Annotated in this window: 14 protein-coding genes and 1 pseudogene; 7 read left to right on the forward strand and 8 right to left on the reverse strand. The window is 72.7% G+C overall.

Annotated features, from left to right (window positions below):
- Positions 1 to 160 precede the first annotated feature (160 nt).
- Complete coding sequence (locus VGL20_01185) at positions 161 to 823, forward strand: hypothetical protein (GenBank protein HEY2702281.1); 663 nt, start codon at positions 161 to 163, stop codon at positions 821 to 823.
- Positions 824 to 839: 16 nt separating this feature from the next.
- Here VGL20_01185 and VGL20_01190 read toward each other — a convergent pair whose 3' ends face one another.
- From VGL20_01190 to VGL20_01200, 3 genes are all read right to left on the reverse strand, one after another.
- Entirely contained in the window at positions 840 to 2,015 is a 1,176-nt protein-coding gene (locus VGL20_01190) for a permease (GenBank protein HEY2702282.1), read from the reverse strand.
- A gap of 36 nt (positions 2,016 to 2,051) precedes the next feature.
- Entirely contained in the window at positions 2,052 to 2,627 is a 576-nt protein-coding gene (locus VGL20_01195) for a MarR family transcriptional regulator (protein HEY2702283.1), read from the reverse strand.
- An 89-nt stretch (positions 2,628 to 2,716) separates the two neighbouring features.
- Positions 2,717 to 4,258 (reverse strand): SulP family inorganic anion transporter, encoded by a 1,542-nt coding sequence (locus VGL20_01200; protein HEY2702284.1) that lies wholly within the window; start codon positions 4,256 to 4,258, stop codon positions 2,717 to 2,719.
- Between the two features lie 285 nt (positions 4,259 to 4,543).
- Here VGL20_01200 and VGL20_01205 point away from each other — a divergent pair.
- From VGL20_01205 to VGL20_01220, 4 genes and pseudogenes are all read left to right on the forward strand, one after another.
- Positions 4,544 to 5,008: pseudogene (locus VGL20_01205) on the forward strand (SRPBCC family protein).
- Between the two features lie 157 nt (positions 5,009 to 5,165).
- Entirely contained in the window at positions 5,166 to 6,416 is a 1,251-nt protein-coding gene (locus VGL20_01210; protein HEY2702285.1) for an acyl-CoA dehydrogenase family protein, read from the forward strand.
- Complete coding sequence (locus VGL20_01215) at positions 6,413 to 6,967, forward strand: adenylyltransferase/cytidyltransferase family protein (GenBank protein HEY2702286.1); 555 nt, start codon at positions 6,413 to 6,415, stop codon at positions 6,965 to 6,967. Before VGL20_01210 ends, VGL20_01215 begins: the two co-directional genes overlap by 4 nt.
- Positions 6,964 to 8,286 (forward strand): alkaline phosphatase family protein, encoded by a 1,323-nt coding sequence (locus VGL20_01220; protein ID HEY2702287.1) that lies wholly within the window; start codon positions 6,964 to 6,966, stop codon positions 8,284 to 8,286. Before VGL20_01215 ends, VGL20_01220 begins: the two co-directional genes overlap by 4 nt.
- Before the next feature lie 99 nt (positions 8,287 to 8,385).
- Here VGL20_01220 and VGL20_01225 read toward each other — a convergent pair whose 3' ends face one another.
- The 4 genes from VGL20_01225 to VGL20_01240 all read right to left on the reverse strand — a co-directional run bounded on the left by VGL20_01225 (position 8,386) and on the right by VGL20_01240 (position 14,805).
- A complete protein-coding gene (locus tag VGL20_01225; GenBank protein ID HEY2702288.1) occupies positions 8,386 to 8,874 on the reverse strand; it encodes a hypothetical protein in 489 nt (162 codons plus the stop codon).
- A 171-nt stretch (positions 8,875 to 9,045) separates the two neighbouring features.
- Positions 9,046 to 10,356, reverse strand: coding sequence for a S8 family serine peptidase (locus VGL20_01230; GenBank protein HEY2702289.1), 1,311 nt, complete (start codon positions 10,354 to 10,356; stop codon positions 9,046 to 9,048).
- A gap of 200 nt (positions 10,357 to 10,556) precedes the next feature.
- Positions 10,557 to 13,340 (reverse strand): LuxR C-terminal-related transcriptional regulator, encoded by a 2,784-nt coding sequence (locus VGL20_01235; GenBank protein HEY2702290.1) that lies wholly within the window; start codon positions 13,338 to 13,340, stop codon positions 10,557 to 10,559.
- A 139-nt stretch (positions 13,341 to 13,479) separates the two neighbouring features.
- Entirely contained in the window at positions 13,480 to 14,805 is a 1,326-nt protein-coding gene (locus VGL20_01240; protein ID HEY2702291.1) for a hypothetical protein, read from the reverse strand.
- A 576-nt stretch (positions 14,806 to 15,381) separates the two neighbouring features.
- On the opposite strand from VGL20_01240, the gene VGL20_01245 reads away from it, so the two are divergent.
- Together VGL20_01245 and VGL20_01250 are read left to right on the forward strand one after the other, a co-directional pair.
- On the forward strand, positions 15,382 to 15,588 hold the full coding sequence (locus VGL20_01245; GenBank protein HEY2702292.1) for a hypothetical protein: 207 nt from the start codon (positions 15,382 to 15,384) through the stop codon (positions 15,586 to 15,588).
- A gap of 52 nt (positions 15,589 to 15,640) precedes the next feature.
- A complete protein-coding gene (locus VGL20_01250; protein ID HEY2702293.1) occupies positions 15,641 to 16,075 on the forward strand; it encodes a hypothetical protein in 435 nt (144 codons plus the stop codon).
- A 136-nt stretch (positions 16,076 to 16,211) separates the two neighbouring features.
- On the opposite strand, the gene VGL20_01255 is transcribed toward VGL20_01250, so the two are convergent.
- Positions 16,212 to 16,462 (reverse strand): hypothetical protein (locus VGL20_01255; GenBank protein ID HEY2702294.1); only part of this gene is annotated, 251 nt, incomplete at its 5' end.

Genomic DNA, 16,462 nt, shown 5'->3' on the forward strand with positions numbered 1-16,462 from the left:
CGGCTTCCCTCGATCTGTTTACGCGGGGAGAACACGGCCTGTGTAGCATCCTGTCTCGAGAGGCTCGGTCCCAGGGCGCGGGACGGCGGCTACCCCTCCGCCGTCCCGCCGCCCGGCCGGTCACCCCACCCCCACCGCCGAGGTGGGATGCTCTGCGTCCGTGACGCCGACCCCCGAGACCGCGGTCACCATCGAGATCGGATCCCGCCGCACCTTCGCGTCCGCGGTCGACTGGCCGGGCTGGTGCCGGGTCGCCCGTGGCGGTCCGGAGGCCGCCCTCGAGGCGCTCGCCGCCCACGCGCCGCGCTACGCGCGGGTCACCGAGCGGGCCGGCATCACCCTGCCGCCGGGCGCCGCCGGGGCCCTGACCGTGGTCGAGACCGTCGCCGGCGGCATGACCACCGACTTCGGCGCCCCCGAGGCGGTCACCGGCGCCGACCGTCTCGGCCTGGACGCCGCCGGAGCCGGACGCCTCGTCGCCCTGCTCGCCGCCGGCTGGGAGGAGCTGGACGCGGTCGCCGCCGCGGCGCCGGCGCAGCTCCGGAAGGGACCGCGCGGCGGTGGCCGCGACCGCGACGCGGTGGTCGAGCACGTGGTCGAGGCGGAGCGCAGCTACGCGCGGAAGGCCGGCGTCCGCCTCACCGCCGCGGAGTGGCGCGAGGGCCACGTCGCCCTGCTCCGCGCCCGGCTCCGCGAGGCGCTCGCCCGCCCCTCCGATGGCAGCCCGCCGGACGAGCGCGGCTGGCCGCCCCGCTACCTGATCCGGCGCGGCGCCTGGCACGTCCTCGACCACGCCTGGGAGATCGAGGACCGCTCGGGCTGACGGTCGCCCGCCCTGATCAGTGCTGGTGGGCGATGGCGGCGTGGTCGTGGTCGTCCGCGGGATGGTCCATCGCCCGCAGCATCGCCACCCCGCCGGTGCGCAGGAACCTGACCAGGAGCAGCCCCGCCAGCGCGAGGAAGACGATGTCGAGCACGGTGTTGTAGCTCCACGAGACCGTGGACTCGAACACGGTGACGTGGCGGTCGGTCGGGGTGCGGCCGAGGGCGCGGAAGAGCAGGCCGACGGAGAGCCCGGCGAGCGCCATCGTCGCGTAGGAGACGGCGAGGAGGTAGGCGCTCACCCTGCCGGTGTAGTAGCGGCGGTGGATGCTGATGATCGGGATGATGACCAGGTCCGCGAAGATGAACGAGATCACCCCGCCGAAGCTCATCCCCCCCGACCAGAGGATCGCCGCGAGGGGCACGTTGCCCACCGAGCAGACGAAGCTGATCACCGCCACCAGCGGCCCCACCAGCGCCCCCCACACCTCGGCGCCGGGGCCGCTCCCGCCGAGGAACAGCCTGCTCCAGAACGCGTCGGGCACCCAGGCGCCGAGCGCCCCGGCGGCGAGGAAGCCGATCAGCAGGTCGGACCACAGGCTGTAGATGTTCATGAAGAAGTAGTGGCTGATCGAGGTCAGCGCCCGGGGTGAGAGGAGGCGCCGCAGGAAGGGGCCGTCGGTGACCGACATGTCCATGGCGCCGTGCCCCTCCATCCTCCCGGGGAGGCCGCGCTCGGCCTGGGCGCGGGCGCGCTCGACCATCGCGGGTCGCAGGGTCAGCCGGAGGATGACCGCGAGCAGCACCACCATGACCAGGCCGCCCACCAGCTCGGCGGAGAGGAACTGCCAGCCGAGCAGGATCAGCAGCACCAGGCCGAGCTCGAAGACGAGGTTGGTCGAGGCGAACTCGAAGATGATCGCGTTGGTGAAGGTCGCCCCCTTCCGGAAGAGGGTGCGCGCCACCGCCACCGCGGCGTAGGAGCACGAGGAGGAGGCGGCGCCGAAGCCGGTCGCCAGCGCCGCGGACCGCACCGAGTCGCGGCCGAGCGCCCGCGAGATCGCCCGCCTCGACACCAGCGTCTCCACCACCGCGGAGAGGAGGAAGCCGAGCGCCAGCGGCCAGAGCACCTCCCAGAACATCGCGAAGGACAGCCGCAGGGCGCCGCCGAGGTGGTCGAGGAGCGCGGTCATGCGGCCATCATCCCCCCCAGGGGCATCGGGCCGGGCTCAGCGGCGGCGCGGCCTCCGGGTCCTCGCCGCAGGCTCGGCGTCGACGCCGTTCCTCCCCGCGGGACGGCGGGGATCCAGCGCCGTGAAGGGCTCGGAGACGAGCAGGGTGCGGAGCAGGTCGGTGAGCTGGCGGCGCTCTCCGGACGAGAGCGCGCCCAGGAGCCGCTCCTCGTTCTCCACGTGCGCCACCACCGCCTCGTCGACGACCGCGTGTCCCCTCTCGGTGAGGGCGACCAGGGTGCCGCGGCGGTCGTCGGGATCGGGGAGCCGTTCCACCAGGCCCGCCGCCTCGACCCGGTCGATGCGGTTGGTCATCGCCCCCGACGAGAGCACCAGGGCGCCGACCAGCTCGGTGGGCTTCAGCCGGTGGGGCGGGCCGAACCGCTTCAGGGCGGCCAGGACCTCGTACTCGCCGAAGCTGAGGTCGAACCGCGCGAAGACCTCCGCGAAGCTCGCCGACTGGAGGAGGTAGAGCCGGGTGATCCGCTGGAGGACGTGGGTGGGAGAGACGTCGAGGTCGGGGCGCTCACGGTTCCACTGCTCGACGATCCGGTCGATCGCGTCATTGGACATCCCTCACATAATAGCTTGATCTGGAGATTCTTGACGACATAGTTCGAGGACGAGCCGGGCTCCGCCACCGCAGCAGCTGAGCGCCTGCCTCACCGAGGCTCGGCGGCGCCGGGCGAGCCGGTGGCGGCGGGCAGCGCCGGGACCAGGGTGACGAGGCCGCCGCGGGCGCGATGCGCCCGGACCCAGCCGGTGAGCAGGTCGAGGGCGGCGTGGTCGATGTGGCCGACCTCGTCGAGATGGAGGTGCAGCTCCCGCTCCGGCGCGACCTGCTCGAGGGCGGCGGCGAGCGCCGGGAGGCGGACGAAGGTGGCCGAGCCGCGGAGGCGCAGGGTGGTCCTCGCCGAGGCCGGGTCGTGGGCGAGGTCGACGTCGATGTGGGAAAGACGGAGCAGGAGCATCCCGGCGGCGGCGAGCAGGCCGAGCAGCACCCCGGTGAGCAGGTCGATGGCGACGATGCCGGCGACGGTGACGGCGTAGACGGCGAGCTCGCCCCGCCCGTGGCCGGCGAGCTGGCGGACCGCCGCGCGGTCGATGAGCGTCCACCCGGTGACGACCAGCACCGCGGCCAGGCTCGAGATCGGCACCAGCCGGAGGACGCCCGGGGCGAGGGTGACCAGGGCGAGGAGCCACAGCGCATGGAGCACGGTCGAGGCCCGGGTGTGGCCGCCGGCTCGCACGTTCGCGCTGGACCGGACGATGACTGCGGTCATCGGGAGGGCGCCGAGGGCGCCGCAGATCAGGTTGCCGATGCCCTGGGCGCGCAGCTCCCGGTCGTGGTCGGTCCGTGCCCCCCCGTGGAGGCGGTCGACCGCCCCCGCGCAGAGCAGCGTCTCGGCGCTGGCGACGAGGGCGAGGACCGCGGCCCTGACCCAGGTGTCGGCGCGGGCGAGGAGCGACAGGGCCGCGTGGCCCAGTGGGTGCGCGGCGCTGAGCAGCCGGTCGGGGATGCCCACGCGGGCGACCGGGAGGCCGGCGAGGTTGGCGACCGCGGTGGCGGCGACGACGCCCACCAGCGTGGCCGGGACCAGCCCCAGCCGCCCCGACGCCCACCGCCTCCAGGCGAGGAGCACGGCGATGGTCAGCAGCCCCACCAGGGCGGCCTCGGTGTGCGGCGCGTCGACGGGGAGCACCATGGCCAGGGATCGGGGGACGGCCAGGAGGTTGCCGAGGCCGCTCTCCCGCGGATGGGCGCCGACCATGACGTGCACCTGCCCCGCGATGATCAGCACGCCGATGCCGGCCAGCATCCCGTGGACCAGGGACGGGGGCACCGCTCGCGACCAGCGGCCCCGGCGGGCCAGCCCCGCGGCGAACTGGAGCACGCCCGCGGCGAGAACGACCGCCGAGAGGAGCACCAGGCCACCCTCGCGGACGATCTCGGCGACGAGCACGGTCAGGCCGGCGGCGGGACCGCTGACCGAGACCGGCGAGCCCTGCAGGAACCCGACGACCAGGCCGCCGACCACACCGGTGACGAGCCCGAGGGCGGGCGGGACGCCCGACGCCAGGGCGATCCCCAGGCAGAGCGGCAGGGCCACGAGGACGACGACGACCGACGCGAAGAGGTCGTCGAGGAAGCGGGGGCCTCGCCCTCGCTCGGGCGAGGCCGAAAGTGATGCGGTGTCGTGCATGCGCCGAAGGTATGCGACGGCCCGCGCGGCGTCACCGGACGCCGGTGGGAACCCGATGACCGGACGGTCGACAGAACCACCAGCCCCGGGGGACGCTGGTGCGCGCCGACCAAGGCGGCCGGCGCGCCGGGCTCGAGCCGGGCACATGAGCGCGGCTCCCCAGGACCCGGCGCCCATACGCTCATCGAATACCGTCGCCGCAGCGAGGCCGAATGGCTTGACATGTGACCATATGGTCACGTATAGTTGGCCCACGGCGGGCTCCGAGCTCGACAACACCTGGGGGACAGCGCCATGCAGAAGGTCTTCGAGATCTACATCAAGACCAGCCCGGAGCGCCTCTGGGAGGCGATCACCGACAGCGAGATGCGGAGCAAGTACACCTTCGGCTGCCGCATCACCTCGGACTGGGCCCCGGGCTCTCGCTACGAGCAGAGCCACCCGTCCCACCCCGAGCTGCTCGGCGAGGGCGAGATCCTCGAGGCCGACCCGCCGCGGCGGCTGATCCAGAGCATGGTGGCCCTCTGGAGCGAGGACGTGCGCAGCGAGGGCACCTCGAGGGTGACCTGGGAGATCGAACCCGTCGGCGACTCCTGCCGGCTGACGGTCACCCACGATCAGCTGCGCGAGGGGGCCAACGACCAGCTCTACGGTGGCTGGCCGATGATCCTCTCCGGCCTGAAGACGCTGCTCGAGACCGGCGAGCTGCTCACCACCCCCGGGTCGCTGATGTACGCGCGACCCGCCTGACCGCGCCGCTGCCCGACGCCGGGCGGGGGAACAGGGCGACCGCCCGTCGGTGCGGCGGACACGGTCCCGAAGTCCGGCGATGCGGGGCGGTCGATCAGCCGCGGATCCCGGCGCAGCAGCATAGAGGGGTTCACAGGACCAGTGAGGAGTGCACCCGATGACGCGTGAGGGCAGCGTCGGCATCAGCGACCGGGTCCGCGACCACACCGAGCGGTTCCGCCGCCTCCTCGACGATGAGGTCGCACCGCTGGAGCAGCAGCTCGCCGGCAGGGGCGTCGGCACCGCCGGGCAGCCGCACCTGGACGAGGCCGGGCGGATGCACCCGGAGGTCTGGGAGGCGCGCCGAGAGGTGCAGCGCCGTGCCGCCAGAGCCGGTCTGTACGCGCCGCACACCGCCGCGGAGGTGGGTGGGGGCGGCTTCTCGCGGGTGGAGATGCACCACGTCGAGGAGTTCGTCTACCGGCATTCCGGTCTGGGTCTCGGGCTGGCGGCGCTGGCCTGGACCGAGGGTCCCAGCCCGGCGTTCGAGCACTGCTCGGCGGCGGCGCGCGAGCGGTACCTGACCCCGCTGATCGACGGCGAGATCACCGCGGCGTTCGCCAACACCGAGCCGGACGTCGGCTCCGACGTGCTGCGGATGTCGACCCGGGCCCGACCCGACGGCGGCGACTGGATCGTCAGCGGGCGCAAGTCCTGGATCACCAACGCGCACTTCGCCGATGTCGTGGCGGTGGTGGCGGTCACGGAGCCCGGTGCGGGCACCAGGTCGCTGTCGATGTTCCTGGTCGACGGCGACGCCCCCGGGTTCCGCCGCGGCCGCGACATCCCCACGATGCTCGACGACGGACTGACCGGCGAGCTCGAGCTCACCGACGTCCGGGTGCCGGCGGAGAACGTCGTCGGGCAGATCGGCGACGGCTTCGCGCTGGCGATGTCGTGGATCAACTGGCGGCGGCTGTGCCGGGGCGGGATGTGTGCGGGCTGGGGGGCGTGGCTTCTCGACCGCGCGCTCGCCTACGCCCAGGAGCGGAGGTCCGGAGGCCGGCCGATCGCCTCGCTGCAGGCGGTGCAGCACCTGCTGGCGAGCATGGACGCCGACATCTACCAGGCCCGGGCCGCGTCGCTGGTCGCCCAGGCCGAGCTCGACGAGCTGGGGCCCTTCCGCATCCCGCTGCACCCCGACGCCCCCCGGCTGATCAGCCTGGTCAAGCTGATCAACGACGAGGCCTTCTTCCGGGTCGCGGACAACGCGGTGCAGGCCCGCGGCGCCCGGGGGCTGCTGCGCGGCTCCCCCGAGGAGAAGCTGTTCCGGGTGGCGCGGAACCTGCGCATCCCGGCCGGGACCGTGGAGATCCAGCGCAACGCCATCGCCCGCGGCCTGCTGCGCCACCGGGAGCCGGTGTCGTGAGCACCCCGGCGGCTGCCCTGGCGTGCGTGACCGGGCGTTTCCAGCCGGTGCACGCCCAGCACCTGGAGCTGTTCGAGATCGCCCTGCGCGGCGCCGACCGGCTGGTGGTGGCGATCACCAACCCCGACCCCGGCGCGCTCCGCGAGGAGGCGACCTCGGCGCACCGGCACCGGCCCTCGGCCAACCCCTTCAGCTACTACGAGCGGGTTCGGATGCTCGAGGCCGCGCTCGCCGACCGCGGCCTCGTCGAGCGGACCACGATGGTGCCGTTCGACCTCACCCGGCCCGAGCACTGGCCCGGCTACGTGCCCCTGCACGCCCGGCACCTGGTGCGCGCCTACAGCGACTGGGAACGGCGGAAGGCGGGGCTGCTCGCCGCTGCCGGATACGCCGTCCAGGTCATCGAGGGTGACCCGGTCGGGCGTCTGTCCGGGACCGTCATCCGAGCCCGGATCGAGCAGGGCTCGGACTGGGAGGAGCTGGTGCCCGCCGCGGTGGTCCCGGTGCTCAAGACCCTGCTCACCCCGGTCACGACAGCCGACCGGCGATGAGACCGGCCAGCGACCGAGACGACCGCCTGCCGATCGTCCTGGTCGTGCTCGACGGGCTGGGCGACCGGCCGATCCCGGAGCTCGGCGGGCGCACCCCGGCCGAGGCCGCGCACACCCCGAACCTCGACGCGCTCGCCCGGGCCGGTGCCAGCGGCTGGCACCTGCCCTTCGGCTGGGGCCGCGCCCCGACCTCCGAGCTCGCGCACTGGGCGATGTTCGGCTTCGCCGGCGTCCCGTTCCCCGGCCGCGCGGTGCTGGAGGCCCTCGGCGCCGGCCTGCCGGTCGTCCCCAACACCGCCGTCGCCCACGCCGCGCTGCGAACCTCCTGCCGCGAGCGCGACCTGCTCTGGATCACCGGCCGGGCGGGCCGGGCGGACGAGTCCGACGCGGCCGCGCTGCTGGCCGAGCTCGAGCCCGTGCTCGCCCCCCTCGAGGTGCGGCTGCAGCCGCTCGGTGGCGGTGGCGAGGCGCTGCTGACCTCGCCCGCCCACGCCAATGCGGACGTGACCGACTCCGACCCGTTCTTCGAGACCCTCCACCCCTGGCTGCGGCCCCTGCCCACCAGCCCGCGCGGCGCGGCCTTCGCCGAGGCGCTGACCGCGGTCCTGGGTGCCGCGCGCGCCCACCTCGTGGCCAGCGGGGTCAACGCGGCCCGGCGGCAGCGCGGGCTCCCCGCGCTGGATGTGCTCACCACGAAGTGGGCGGGGACGCGCGGGGAGATCCCGAGCTTCGTCGAGCAGGTCGGAGTCGCCGGCGCGGCGGTCACCGGCACCCGCCTCTACCGAGGCCTCGCCGCCGCGCTCGGCATGTCCGCGATCCATCTCCCAGCCGTCGACGACCTCGAGTCGGACCTCGCGTCCCGGGTGCAGGCCGCGACCGAGCTGGTCGCCGGCGGGGCACGGTTCGTGCACGTGCACACCAAGGCGACGGACGAGGCCGGCCACAGCAAGCAGCCCCACGCCAAGCGGGACGTGCTGACGGCGGTCGACCGGGGCCTCGCCGGCCTGTCCGGGCTGGCGGCGGGCGCGATCGTCGCGGTCACCGGCGACCACGCCACCCCGTCCACCCACGGGGTGATGCACGCCGGTGAGCCGACCCCGCTCGTCGTCGCCGGCCCCACCGTGCGGGCCGACGAGGTGACCGAGTTCGGGGAGAGGCCCGCCCACCGAGGCTGGTACGGCCACATCCGCGCCGACGAGCTGCTCCCTCTGCTGCTCGGCCAGGCCAACCGGCCCGTCCTCCTCGGCCACCGGATCACGCCGCGCCCGGTCATCGCCCTCGCCGACCACCCGGAACCGCTGCGCGTCCCGGAGCCCTGAGCTCGAGGCCGCGGTGTGCGGTCGCGCCTTCCACGACTCGGACGATGGCCACTCGCCGGGTGACCGCTTCGACACGGCGTCCCGGTCGCGCCGGCACCGCTACTTCAGGGCGAACTCACCGACACCCTTGACCTGGGTGACGGGGTTGAGGACGCAGTCCCCCTTCGTCGGGGTGAGCTCGATGGTGCCCTTCGTCCGGCTGCCCTCGAAGTCGGCATGGACGACCCCACCCTTGGTGGACGGCTGGCCGAAGGTGATCTTGATGTGATCGGTGAAGGTCCTGCCGCCGATGGTGAAGGTGGGGTCGCCCTCGGCGACGCCGCCACCCTGGCAGGTCCCCGACACCGTGCCGCTGTCGGTGTAGTCCCCGGAGCCGCTGATGCCGCCACTGCACATGGCGGTGCCGCCGCCCGGGTCGGTGAAGGTGCCGGTGCTGGACTGGAAGGAGAGGCCGGGGCTCAGGTTGGGGACGTGCTGGAACGTGCAGTGGGTCCCCGAATCCGCTCGGGAGTGGGTGACCCCGACGGCGCCGACGGCGCCAAGGCCGAGGGTCACCGTGGCTGCGAACATGACGGCCCTGCGCACCATGGGGTTCTCCTCAGCGGCGCCCACGACCTGGGCGGGGACCCCGATGGTCGCATTCGCGGGTTGAGCCGAGATACGTGCAAAAGCAGGAGGGCCTCCGAGGAGTTCCTTCCCCAGTCGTCCTGAACCGCAACCCAGGTCGGGCAGGCGCTGCACATCCTGAAGAGGGCGACGTCAGTACCCGGTGTCGTGTGCCAGGTTGCCGTAGTACTTCCCGGCGATCGGGTGGCTCGTGTCGCCCAGGAAGCCCTGGTCCGCCGGTCGGGCGGCGGCGTCGGCCCGGAGCCTGGCGATGATCCGGGCCGGCGTCATGCCGGTGCAGGGGCCGGCGTCGATGCAGCGGGCGACAAGGCCTGCGACGTGGGGCGAGGCCATGGAGGTGCCGGAGATCGTCTTGGTCCCGCCGTCGTTCCATGTCGAGGTGATGCAGACGCCGGGAGCGGCGATGGTGTGGTTGGCGTCGGCCGAGCCGGGGACGGCGTAGTCGGAGAAGGTGGCGGCGGTGTCGTCCTTCTGCCGGCCGCTGCACGGGCTCGTGGACACGAGGCCGCCCGGCTTGCCGTCGAAGTCGGCCATGGCGGTGACCGCAAGCACCTCGCCATAGGCGGCCGGCGCCGAGCCGGCCAGGTCCCCACTCTCGTTGCCGGCGGCGGCCACGACGGTCACGCCGGCACCGGTCACCCGGCAGACCGCGGTGTGCAACGGGTCCTGGTCCGTTGCGCCGCAGTTGCCGTCGTCCGACCCCTGGCCGCCGAGGCTCATGTTGACCACCTTGATGTTGTCGGCGGCGGCGTTCTTGGCCACCCAGTTGAGCCCGCAGATCACGGCCGAGGTGCTTCCCGACCCGTCGGCGTCGAAGACCCGGACGGCGTAGAGCGGGGTGCCAGGCGAGACGCCGATCACGCCGGGGATCCCCCTGCCGGCCACGATGCCGGCGACGTGGGTGCCGTGGCCGTTGTCGTCGGCCGTGCTGCCGGAGAGGTCGCCGGACGAGGAGGAGCAGTCGTGACCGCCGACAACATTGAGGTCGGGCCGGTTCATGATCCCGGTGTCGAGGAGGGCGACCGCCGCCTTCCTGGCCGGGGAGGTCGTGACCGCGACCGTGCCGTCGGGGTTGAGCGCGGGTGCGGCGCCGATCCGGGCAACGCCGGTGGGCACCGCTGGGAGCGTCGCCGGCGTCGTGCCGGCGAGGAGCTGGACGGGCCGATCAGGCGTGACATAGGCGACCCGTGGGTCATGCTGGAGGGTGCCGAGGGCGAGCCGCGGGAGCGACACGACGAGGGTGTCGACCGTCCCGAAGAGGCTGTCGACGGTGGCGCCCAGCCCGGTCGCGGTGCTGGCCACGTCCGAGGCCACGGCGGAGCTCTTGAGGACGACGACGTACCGCGAGGTCCCGGGGGCGGAGTCTCCCGCCACCGAAGAGAGCGACATCGCCACCGGGGCGACGCACAACGCGAGCACGGAAACCAGCCATCGACGGCGCATCGCTCGACCTCCCTACTCGACTGCTGGACCGGAGGCGGGGGCCTCCGGCGCGCGCCGCGATCAGACGGGATGTCGCAGCAGTCCGCTCGAACTGGCACGTGAGCCCGGCGCGACCGCCGAACTGTGATCGAGACTATCGGCGGGACGGTCGGGGTCGGACTGTCCGTCGGTACCGTGTCCATCGGCCCGACGGACGGGGTTCAATCCCGTCGGCCACGGTCTCCGCGGCGCGGTTGCCCCACGCTCCCCACGACGCCGGGAGGGACGTTCCCGAGCTCGGTGCGCGAGCCGATGCCGAGCTTGGTGAAGACCTTGTGCAGGTGGTACTCGACGGTGCGCGGGCTCAGGAAGAGTCGGGCGCCGATCTCCTGGTTGCTGAGGCCCTCGTTCGCGAGGCGCGCGATCTGCATCTCCTGAGCGGTGAGGCGGCCGCCGGACCCGGCCCTCGGCTTGGGCGCGCGCTCGCCGGTGGCGAGCAGCTCGCGGGCGGCGCGGTCCGAGAAAGCCTTCGCACCCATCGGCACGAGCATCCGGTGCGCGGTCCGCAGCTGCTCGCGGGCGTCGAGCCGCCGCTGTTCGCCTCGCAGCCACTCGCCGTAGAGGAGATGGGCGCGGGCGAGGTGGAGCCTGACGCGGGTGCGGCTCAGCCGGTCGAGCGCCTCGTGGAAGAGGTCCTCGGCGTCCCGGCCCTCCGCCACGAGCGCGCGCGAGCAGGCGAGCGCTCCCAGTGCCAGCTCGGCCCCGGTGCAGTGAGCGAGCTCGGACAGCTGCTCCAGGAAGGGACCCGCGAGCTCGGGCCGGCCACATCGCGCCGCCGCCTCGATCAGCTCGGGAAGCGCCCGGCTGATGGTGCCGGGCGCACACGCGCGCTGTGCGGCGGCCAGCGCGGTGCCGTACTTCCCGAGGCCGTTGTGGAGGATCGCGGTCGAGTACTCGATGGTGGTGATCGCATACCCCTCACCACGAGCCTCCGCGTCCTCGAGCATCTCCTCGGCAATCCGGTCATAGGTCGGCTCGACGCCGCGCAGGGCGGCGAGGTAGACCTCGGCATAGGAGATGTACGGGCTCCCGGTCGCGGTCGTGATCGATCGGGCCTCCTCGATCAGCGCCTCCCCCGCATCGAGGTCGCCGGTCATCAGGGTCGCCCCGGTCATGTGGTTGAGGGCGAGCGGGAGCAGGGTCAGCGCGCCGGCCGCGCGCGCGACCTCCACCCAGCGCGTACCGAGGGTGAGCCAGGCCTCGTGGTCCCACAGCTCCCGCGCGGCGCGCACCGCGGAGTGGAGGGTCCGGAGATCGTCGCTGTGGCGACAGGCGCCGAGCGCCCGCTCCAGCGGGGGCACTGCCGCCGCGTACCCCTCGCTCCAGAGTCGCGCGAGGCCGTCGAGCACCAGGTCGCTCGCCTGCGCCGGTTCGTGCGCCGGCGGCGCGGCACGAACCGCCTCGGCCACCTCGAGGAGCACGGGTCCGCTTCCGTGGAAGGCAGCGGCGATCGCCGCCTCCAGCGCCTCGAAGTAGGTCTCGCGTGCCAGCCGGACGTCGAGCGGCTCGAGCCTGCGTGCCGCGCTGACAAGCAGGGAAGGCGCATCGCGGCCACGCCGGGTGACGAAGGCGATCCACGCTCGCATCCGCTCCAGTCGGGCGTGCTGCAGCTCGTCGAGGCGTCCCACGTCCGCCCCGTCGAGCAGCCGCGACGCAGCCCCGTGCGATCCCGCCTCGAGCTGGGAATCGGCGGCGGTGAGCAGGCGCTCGGCCCGGCGGGCGGGATCGGGGGTGAGGGCCGCGGCCCGCTCGAGGAGGGTCGCGGCCGCCACCAGGCCTCCTCGACCTCTGGCACCGGCCGCCGCACCCTCGAGCTCGTCCGCGACCGCCTCGTCGGGGCCGGCCGCGGCATTGGCGCGGTGCCATGCCCGACGTTCGGGATCATGACCGGGGTCGATGGCGTCGGCGAGGGCCGAGTGGACGGTCCGGCGCTGGTCCGGCGACGCCGCTCCATAGACGGCGGAACGCACCAGCGGATGGCGAAAGGCCACGCGCACACCGAACTCCACCAGCCCATCGGCCACCGCCGGCGCCACGGCGTCGACGCCGATGCCGAGCCGCCCCGCCGCCCGCCACAGCAGCTGCGCCTGGCCGGTGGGCTCGACCGCCGCCACCAGCAGCAGCAGCCGGGTCGCAACCGGCAGCTGCTCGACCCGCCGCGTGAAGGTCTGCTCGATGCGGTCGGGTACGGGCGGCAGCGCGCCCGGCAGGCCGAACCCGGCGGCCAGCTCCGCCGGCTGCAGGCCGCGGGGGAGCTCCAGCAGGGCGAGCGGGTTCCCGTGGGTCTCGGCGACGATCCGCTCGCCCACGCGGGCATCGACCCCGCCCGGGGTGACCGAGGCGAGCAGCTCGCGGGCGTCTCGGCCGGGAAGCCCCGGGACGCGCAGCTCCGGGAGGCCCTCGAACCGCGGCGACGCGCAGGGCTCACGGATGGCGACAAGCATGGCCACGGACTCCGCATGCAGCCGGCGCGCGGCGATGGCCAGCACCTGGGCCGACGCCTGGTCGAGCCAGTGGCCGTCCTCCACGACGCACAGCAGCGGCTGCTCCTCGGCGACGTCGGCCAGGAGGCTGAGCACGGCGAGGCCGACGAGAAAGCGGTCCGGTGGTGCGCCGCGAGTCAGCCCGAAGGCGGAGCTCAGCGCGTGGCGCTGTGGCCCGGGCAGATGATCGAGCCGGTGCAGCATCTCCCCGCAGAGCCGATGGAGTCCGGCGAACGACAGTTCCGCCTCGGACTCCACGCCGGTGACACGGGCAAGGCGACAGCCGGACGCAGTCTCGACGGCATAGTCGAGGAGCGCCGTCTTGCCGATCCCCGCCTCGCCGCGGAGCACCAGCACCCCGCTCCGCCCCTCGTGGACAGCCGCGAGCAGCCGGTCGAGAGCGCCGCGCTCGCTGCGGCGGTCATACAGCCTCCTCCGGCTCGTCGGCCGTATCCCCAGCATCGGTGAGGCGGAATCCTACGGCACCAGCTGGCTGGGGCAACGACCCGGTGGGAGGTGGAGCGGGAGACGAGGCTCGATGACCCATCGTCGCGTCACCCCCACACCGGGCCCGGCCGGCGCCCGTGGCGTGATCCCGACCTCAGTACGGCTGCGGCCCCGCATTGAGGATCGGCGCATACGTCGGGGGAAGGTCGAGGTCCGAGTCACAGGTGCAGTAGAACGAGCCCGGCACGCCCACCACGTTCAGCGCCAGGCAGCTGCCGGTCGCCTGGTAGTGCTGCTGCTGCAGCGAGCCAGGCACCAGTCGGGCGATCTTGGCGTTGGTCTGGAGCTCGTCCTGCATCCTGTCCTTTGCCGCCACCTGGGTCACGTTGCCGCGCGCCTGCTCGAGCTTCCACGCCTTGAGGTACTTCTCGGCGTCCCGGTCGGTCGCGACGATTCTCACGTTGATCTCGCCGACCGGCATCCCCTGGGCCTCGAGCCACACGAGGGTCTGCCAGATGTACTCGGCCTCCGGCTTGTAGTGTCCGCTCTCGTTGTCGATGTTCGTGATCGTGCCGTTGACGACGGTGATGGTCCCGGCGCCCGCGGCGGGGGCTCCGTACAGAGCGGTGCTGTGGTGGACCGCCTTGATCTGCCGGCCGTTGCCGAGCGCCTCCTCGAGGATCGTCCGCGGCTGACCGGTGATGTTCACCCACCCGGTCCCGAGGCTGGCCCACATCTCGTTCTGCTGGAAGGTGTACAGGCTTCCATCGTTCGGGTCGACGACGAATCCCAGCGTTCCGTTCAGCGGCTGGCCGTCCGGACCCACGAGCAAGCCGGCGTCGTTCACGGTCGCCTCGTGCACCCCCTGGTGCACGGTGGTCGGATCGGACTCGCCCTGCGCCGTCGTCCACTGGTCCCCCACAGGCTGCGCATTGCGCAGAGTGCCGGCCCGAAACGGGGTGGTCTGGGTCGCCTCGTTCTGGAACTCGGTGCCGACGGTGCGGCCGTGCATGATCCCGCTCTGCGGCATCTCCTCGCTGCCGGCCCAGGTGAGGTCGCCGCCGCCGGCGTCCTTAGCCTGGGTCCTGGGGATCTGCTGGACCATGTCCGTCACCGCCCGCTGGCGGGCCAGCTTCTCGGTGGCGGACTGGCCGACGGTCGTGTCAGACATGTGCACGTCGGTGCCGCCGCCCGCATCCCCCCACAGAGGCTGGTTCGGGTCAACGGTGCCGGCGTCGTGCGACTGCACCCAGAAATTCGCGGGAACCTCCACGCTGACGCCCCGCGATGCGTCGTTCATGTCGTGGAGCAGGCCGGTATCGTCGACGTACCAGCCGTCCTCGAAGTTGTTGTCCGACTCGCCGCCGATCCGCACGTAGCCGTACTGATCGATCCAGCGACCCAAGGGGTCCGGCGCGCCCCCGTCGCAGTAGAGCTTGCGATCGTCGCCGATGTAGGCTCCAGCCTCGAATTCGCCCATGACCGATCCTCCGCTGCGTGGATGGGGCCCAGCGTGAGACACCGCGAGCGGAATGCCATGATTCTTCGGCCCGACCAGGGGGCACGGACCTCTGCCCCAAGGGGCATCGCTCAGCTCTGGACGCGGTTGGTCCGCCGAACTTCCGGTAGCTGAGGTTCCCGTTCACGCCCGCCGCCGGCGATGCTCCCGCGTCCCCGTGGCTGCGCACCTGGCTCTCCGTCCGGCGAGCGGAGGAGCACGCCGCCCGCGGCGCGGACCGCGACCTCGAGCGGGCCGTCCGGGTGCTGAGCACCGCCGAGGCACGCGACATCGAGGACGCACTCCTCGGAGTGGATGCCTCCCTCGTCTCCGTGCGATCCACGATCCTTGCCGACCTGGCGATGGCCTACGCCAGGGACGGAGAGGTGGACCACGCTGCCGCCTCCTCACCGACTCGCGCGAGCTGACCTCCGACGGCGGCCTGGTCGCCCACGTCCAGCGCATCATGAGCGTGAGGCGGCAGCTCTCTCCATGGCACGATGCCCCAGCCGTCGGGCAGCTCGACGAGCAGCTTCACCGCGTCACATGGGTTCCCTGATGAGCACCTTCGGACCGATGGTCGACAGCACCTGGCTGACCGCGCACCTGGCCGATCCGACACTCCGCGTCATCGATTTCCGGTGGGAGGACGGCCAGCCTGGCCGGGCCGGGTACGAGGCCGGCTCCTGGAGCGACTGGTCCACGAGGCCCGACGCGCCGGTCGCGACGGGTGAGGAAGTGCCGCATCCGGTCGCTCGCGGCTGAGCCGGTGCTGACGGTCCACAGAGACGCGGACCGGTTTGCCATGCTCCGACGGGTGAGTGTCCACCTCGACGGCGCCAGGGTTGCGCGCTTGCGGCCCGGCACGTCGGCACAACTGCCTATGCCCGAAGGCCCGCACGTGCTTCGCCTCAGCATCGACTGGTGGCGAAGCGATCCGATCACGGTGGTGCTGAGTGGTGACCACGACACCAACGTGCAGTTTGGGATGCGCTGGCCTGGCTGGCCACGGCGATTGATCGTCACCCTCTACGACCCGTCCCTCCCCCGGATCGACGACCTGATCGCAGGGCGGCTGCAGCGACAGCAGATCCTGTACGACCGGGCAAAGCGCTTTCACTTCATCATCGCCGAGCCCGTGCTCCGCGGCCGGCTGGTGTTATTCATGACCACTAACCTCACACCCGGTTCCGAGCGCTGTGGCAGGTACTTTCGGGACAGGCTTGTGCTCTACGGCGCATCTCAGGCGTAAGCACCATGGCGTGGTCCATGGTGGTGTCGCTTGAGCACCGACCTCTATGGCCCCGATCGCGCGCTCAGCCTCACTGAACAATCGGTCAAGGCGCGGCTACATGCAGTCGGCGCCCAGCGAGCGACCGGAGGACTCGTCAGCCTTCCCTCGGACACCTGGTCGCCGGGAGTTTCTCCATTTGAGACATCTTCATGGTCAGCCCATCCTGCTGATGGTCGTACCTAAAGGTCAAGCAGCCAAGAACCCGGGCGGGGGAAGATGTGATCAGGTAGCCGACTGGAATGCCGGCGTTCGAGATGTACACCGTTGTTGAGCTGCCTGGCCTTACGCTGGTGACGTCATGAGTCTCGTTGCAGTGCACGTCGCACTGCTCGAGGAGCACTGGGC

The organism is Candidatus Dormiibacterota bacterium (assembly GCA_036495095.1).
Taxonomy (GTDB): Bacteria; Chloroflexota; Dormibacteria; order Aeolococcales; family Aeolococcaceae; genus CF-96.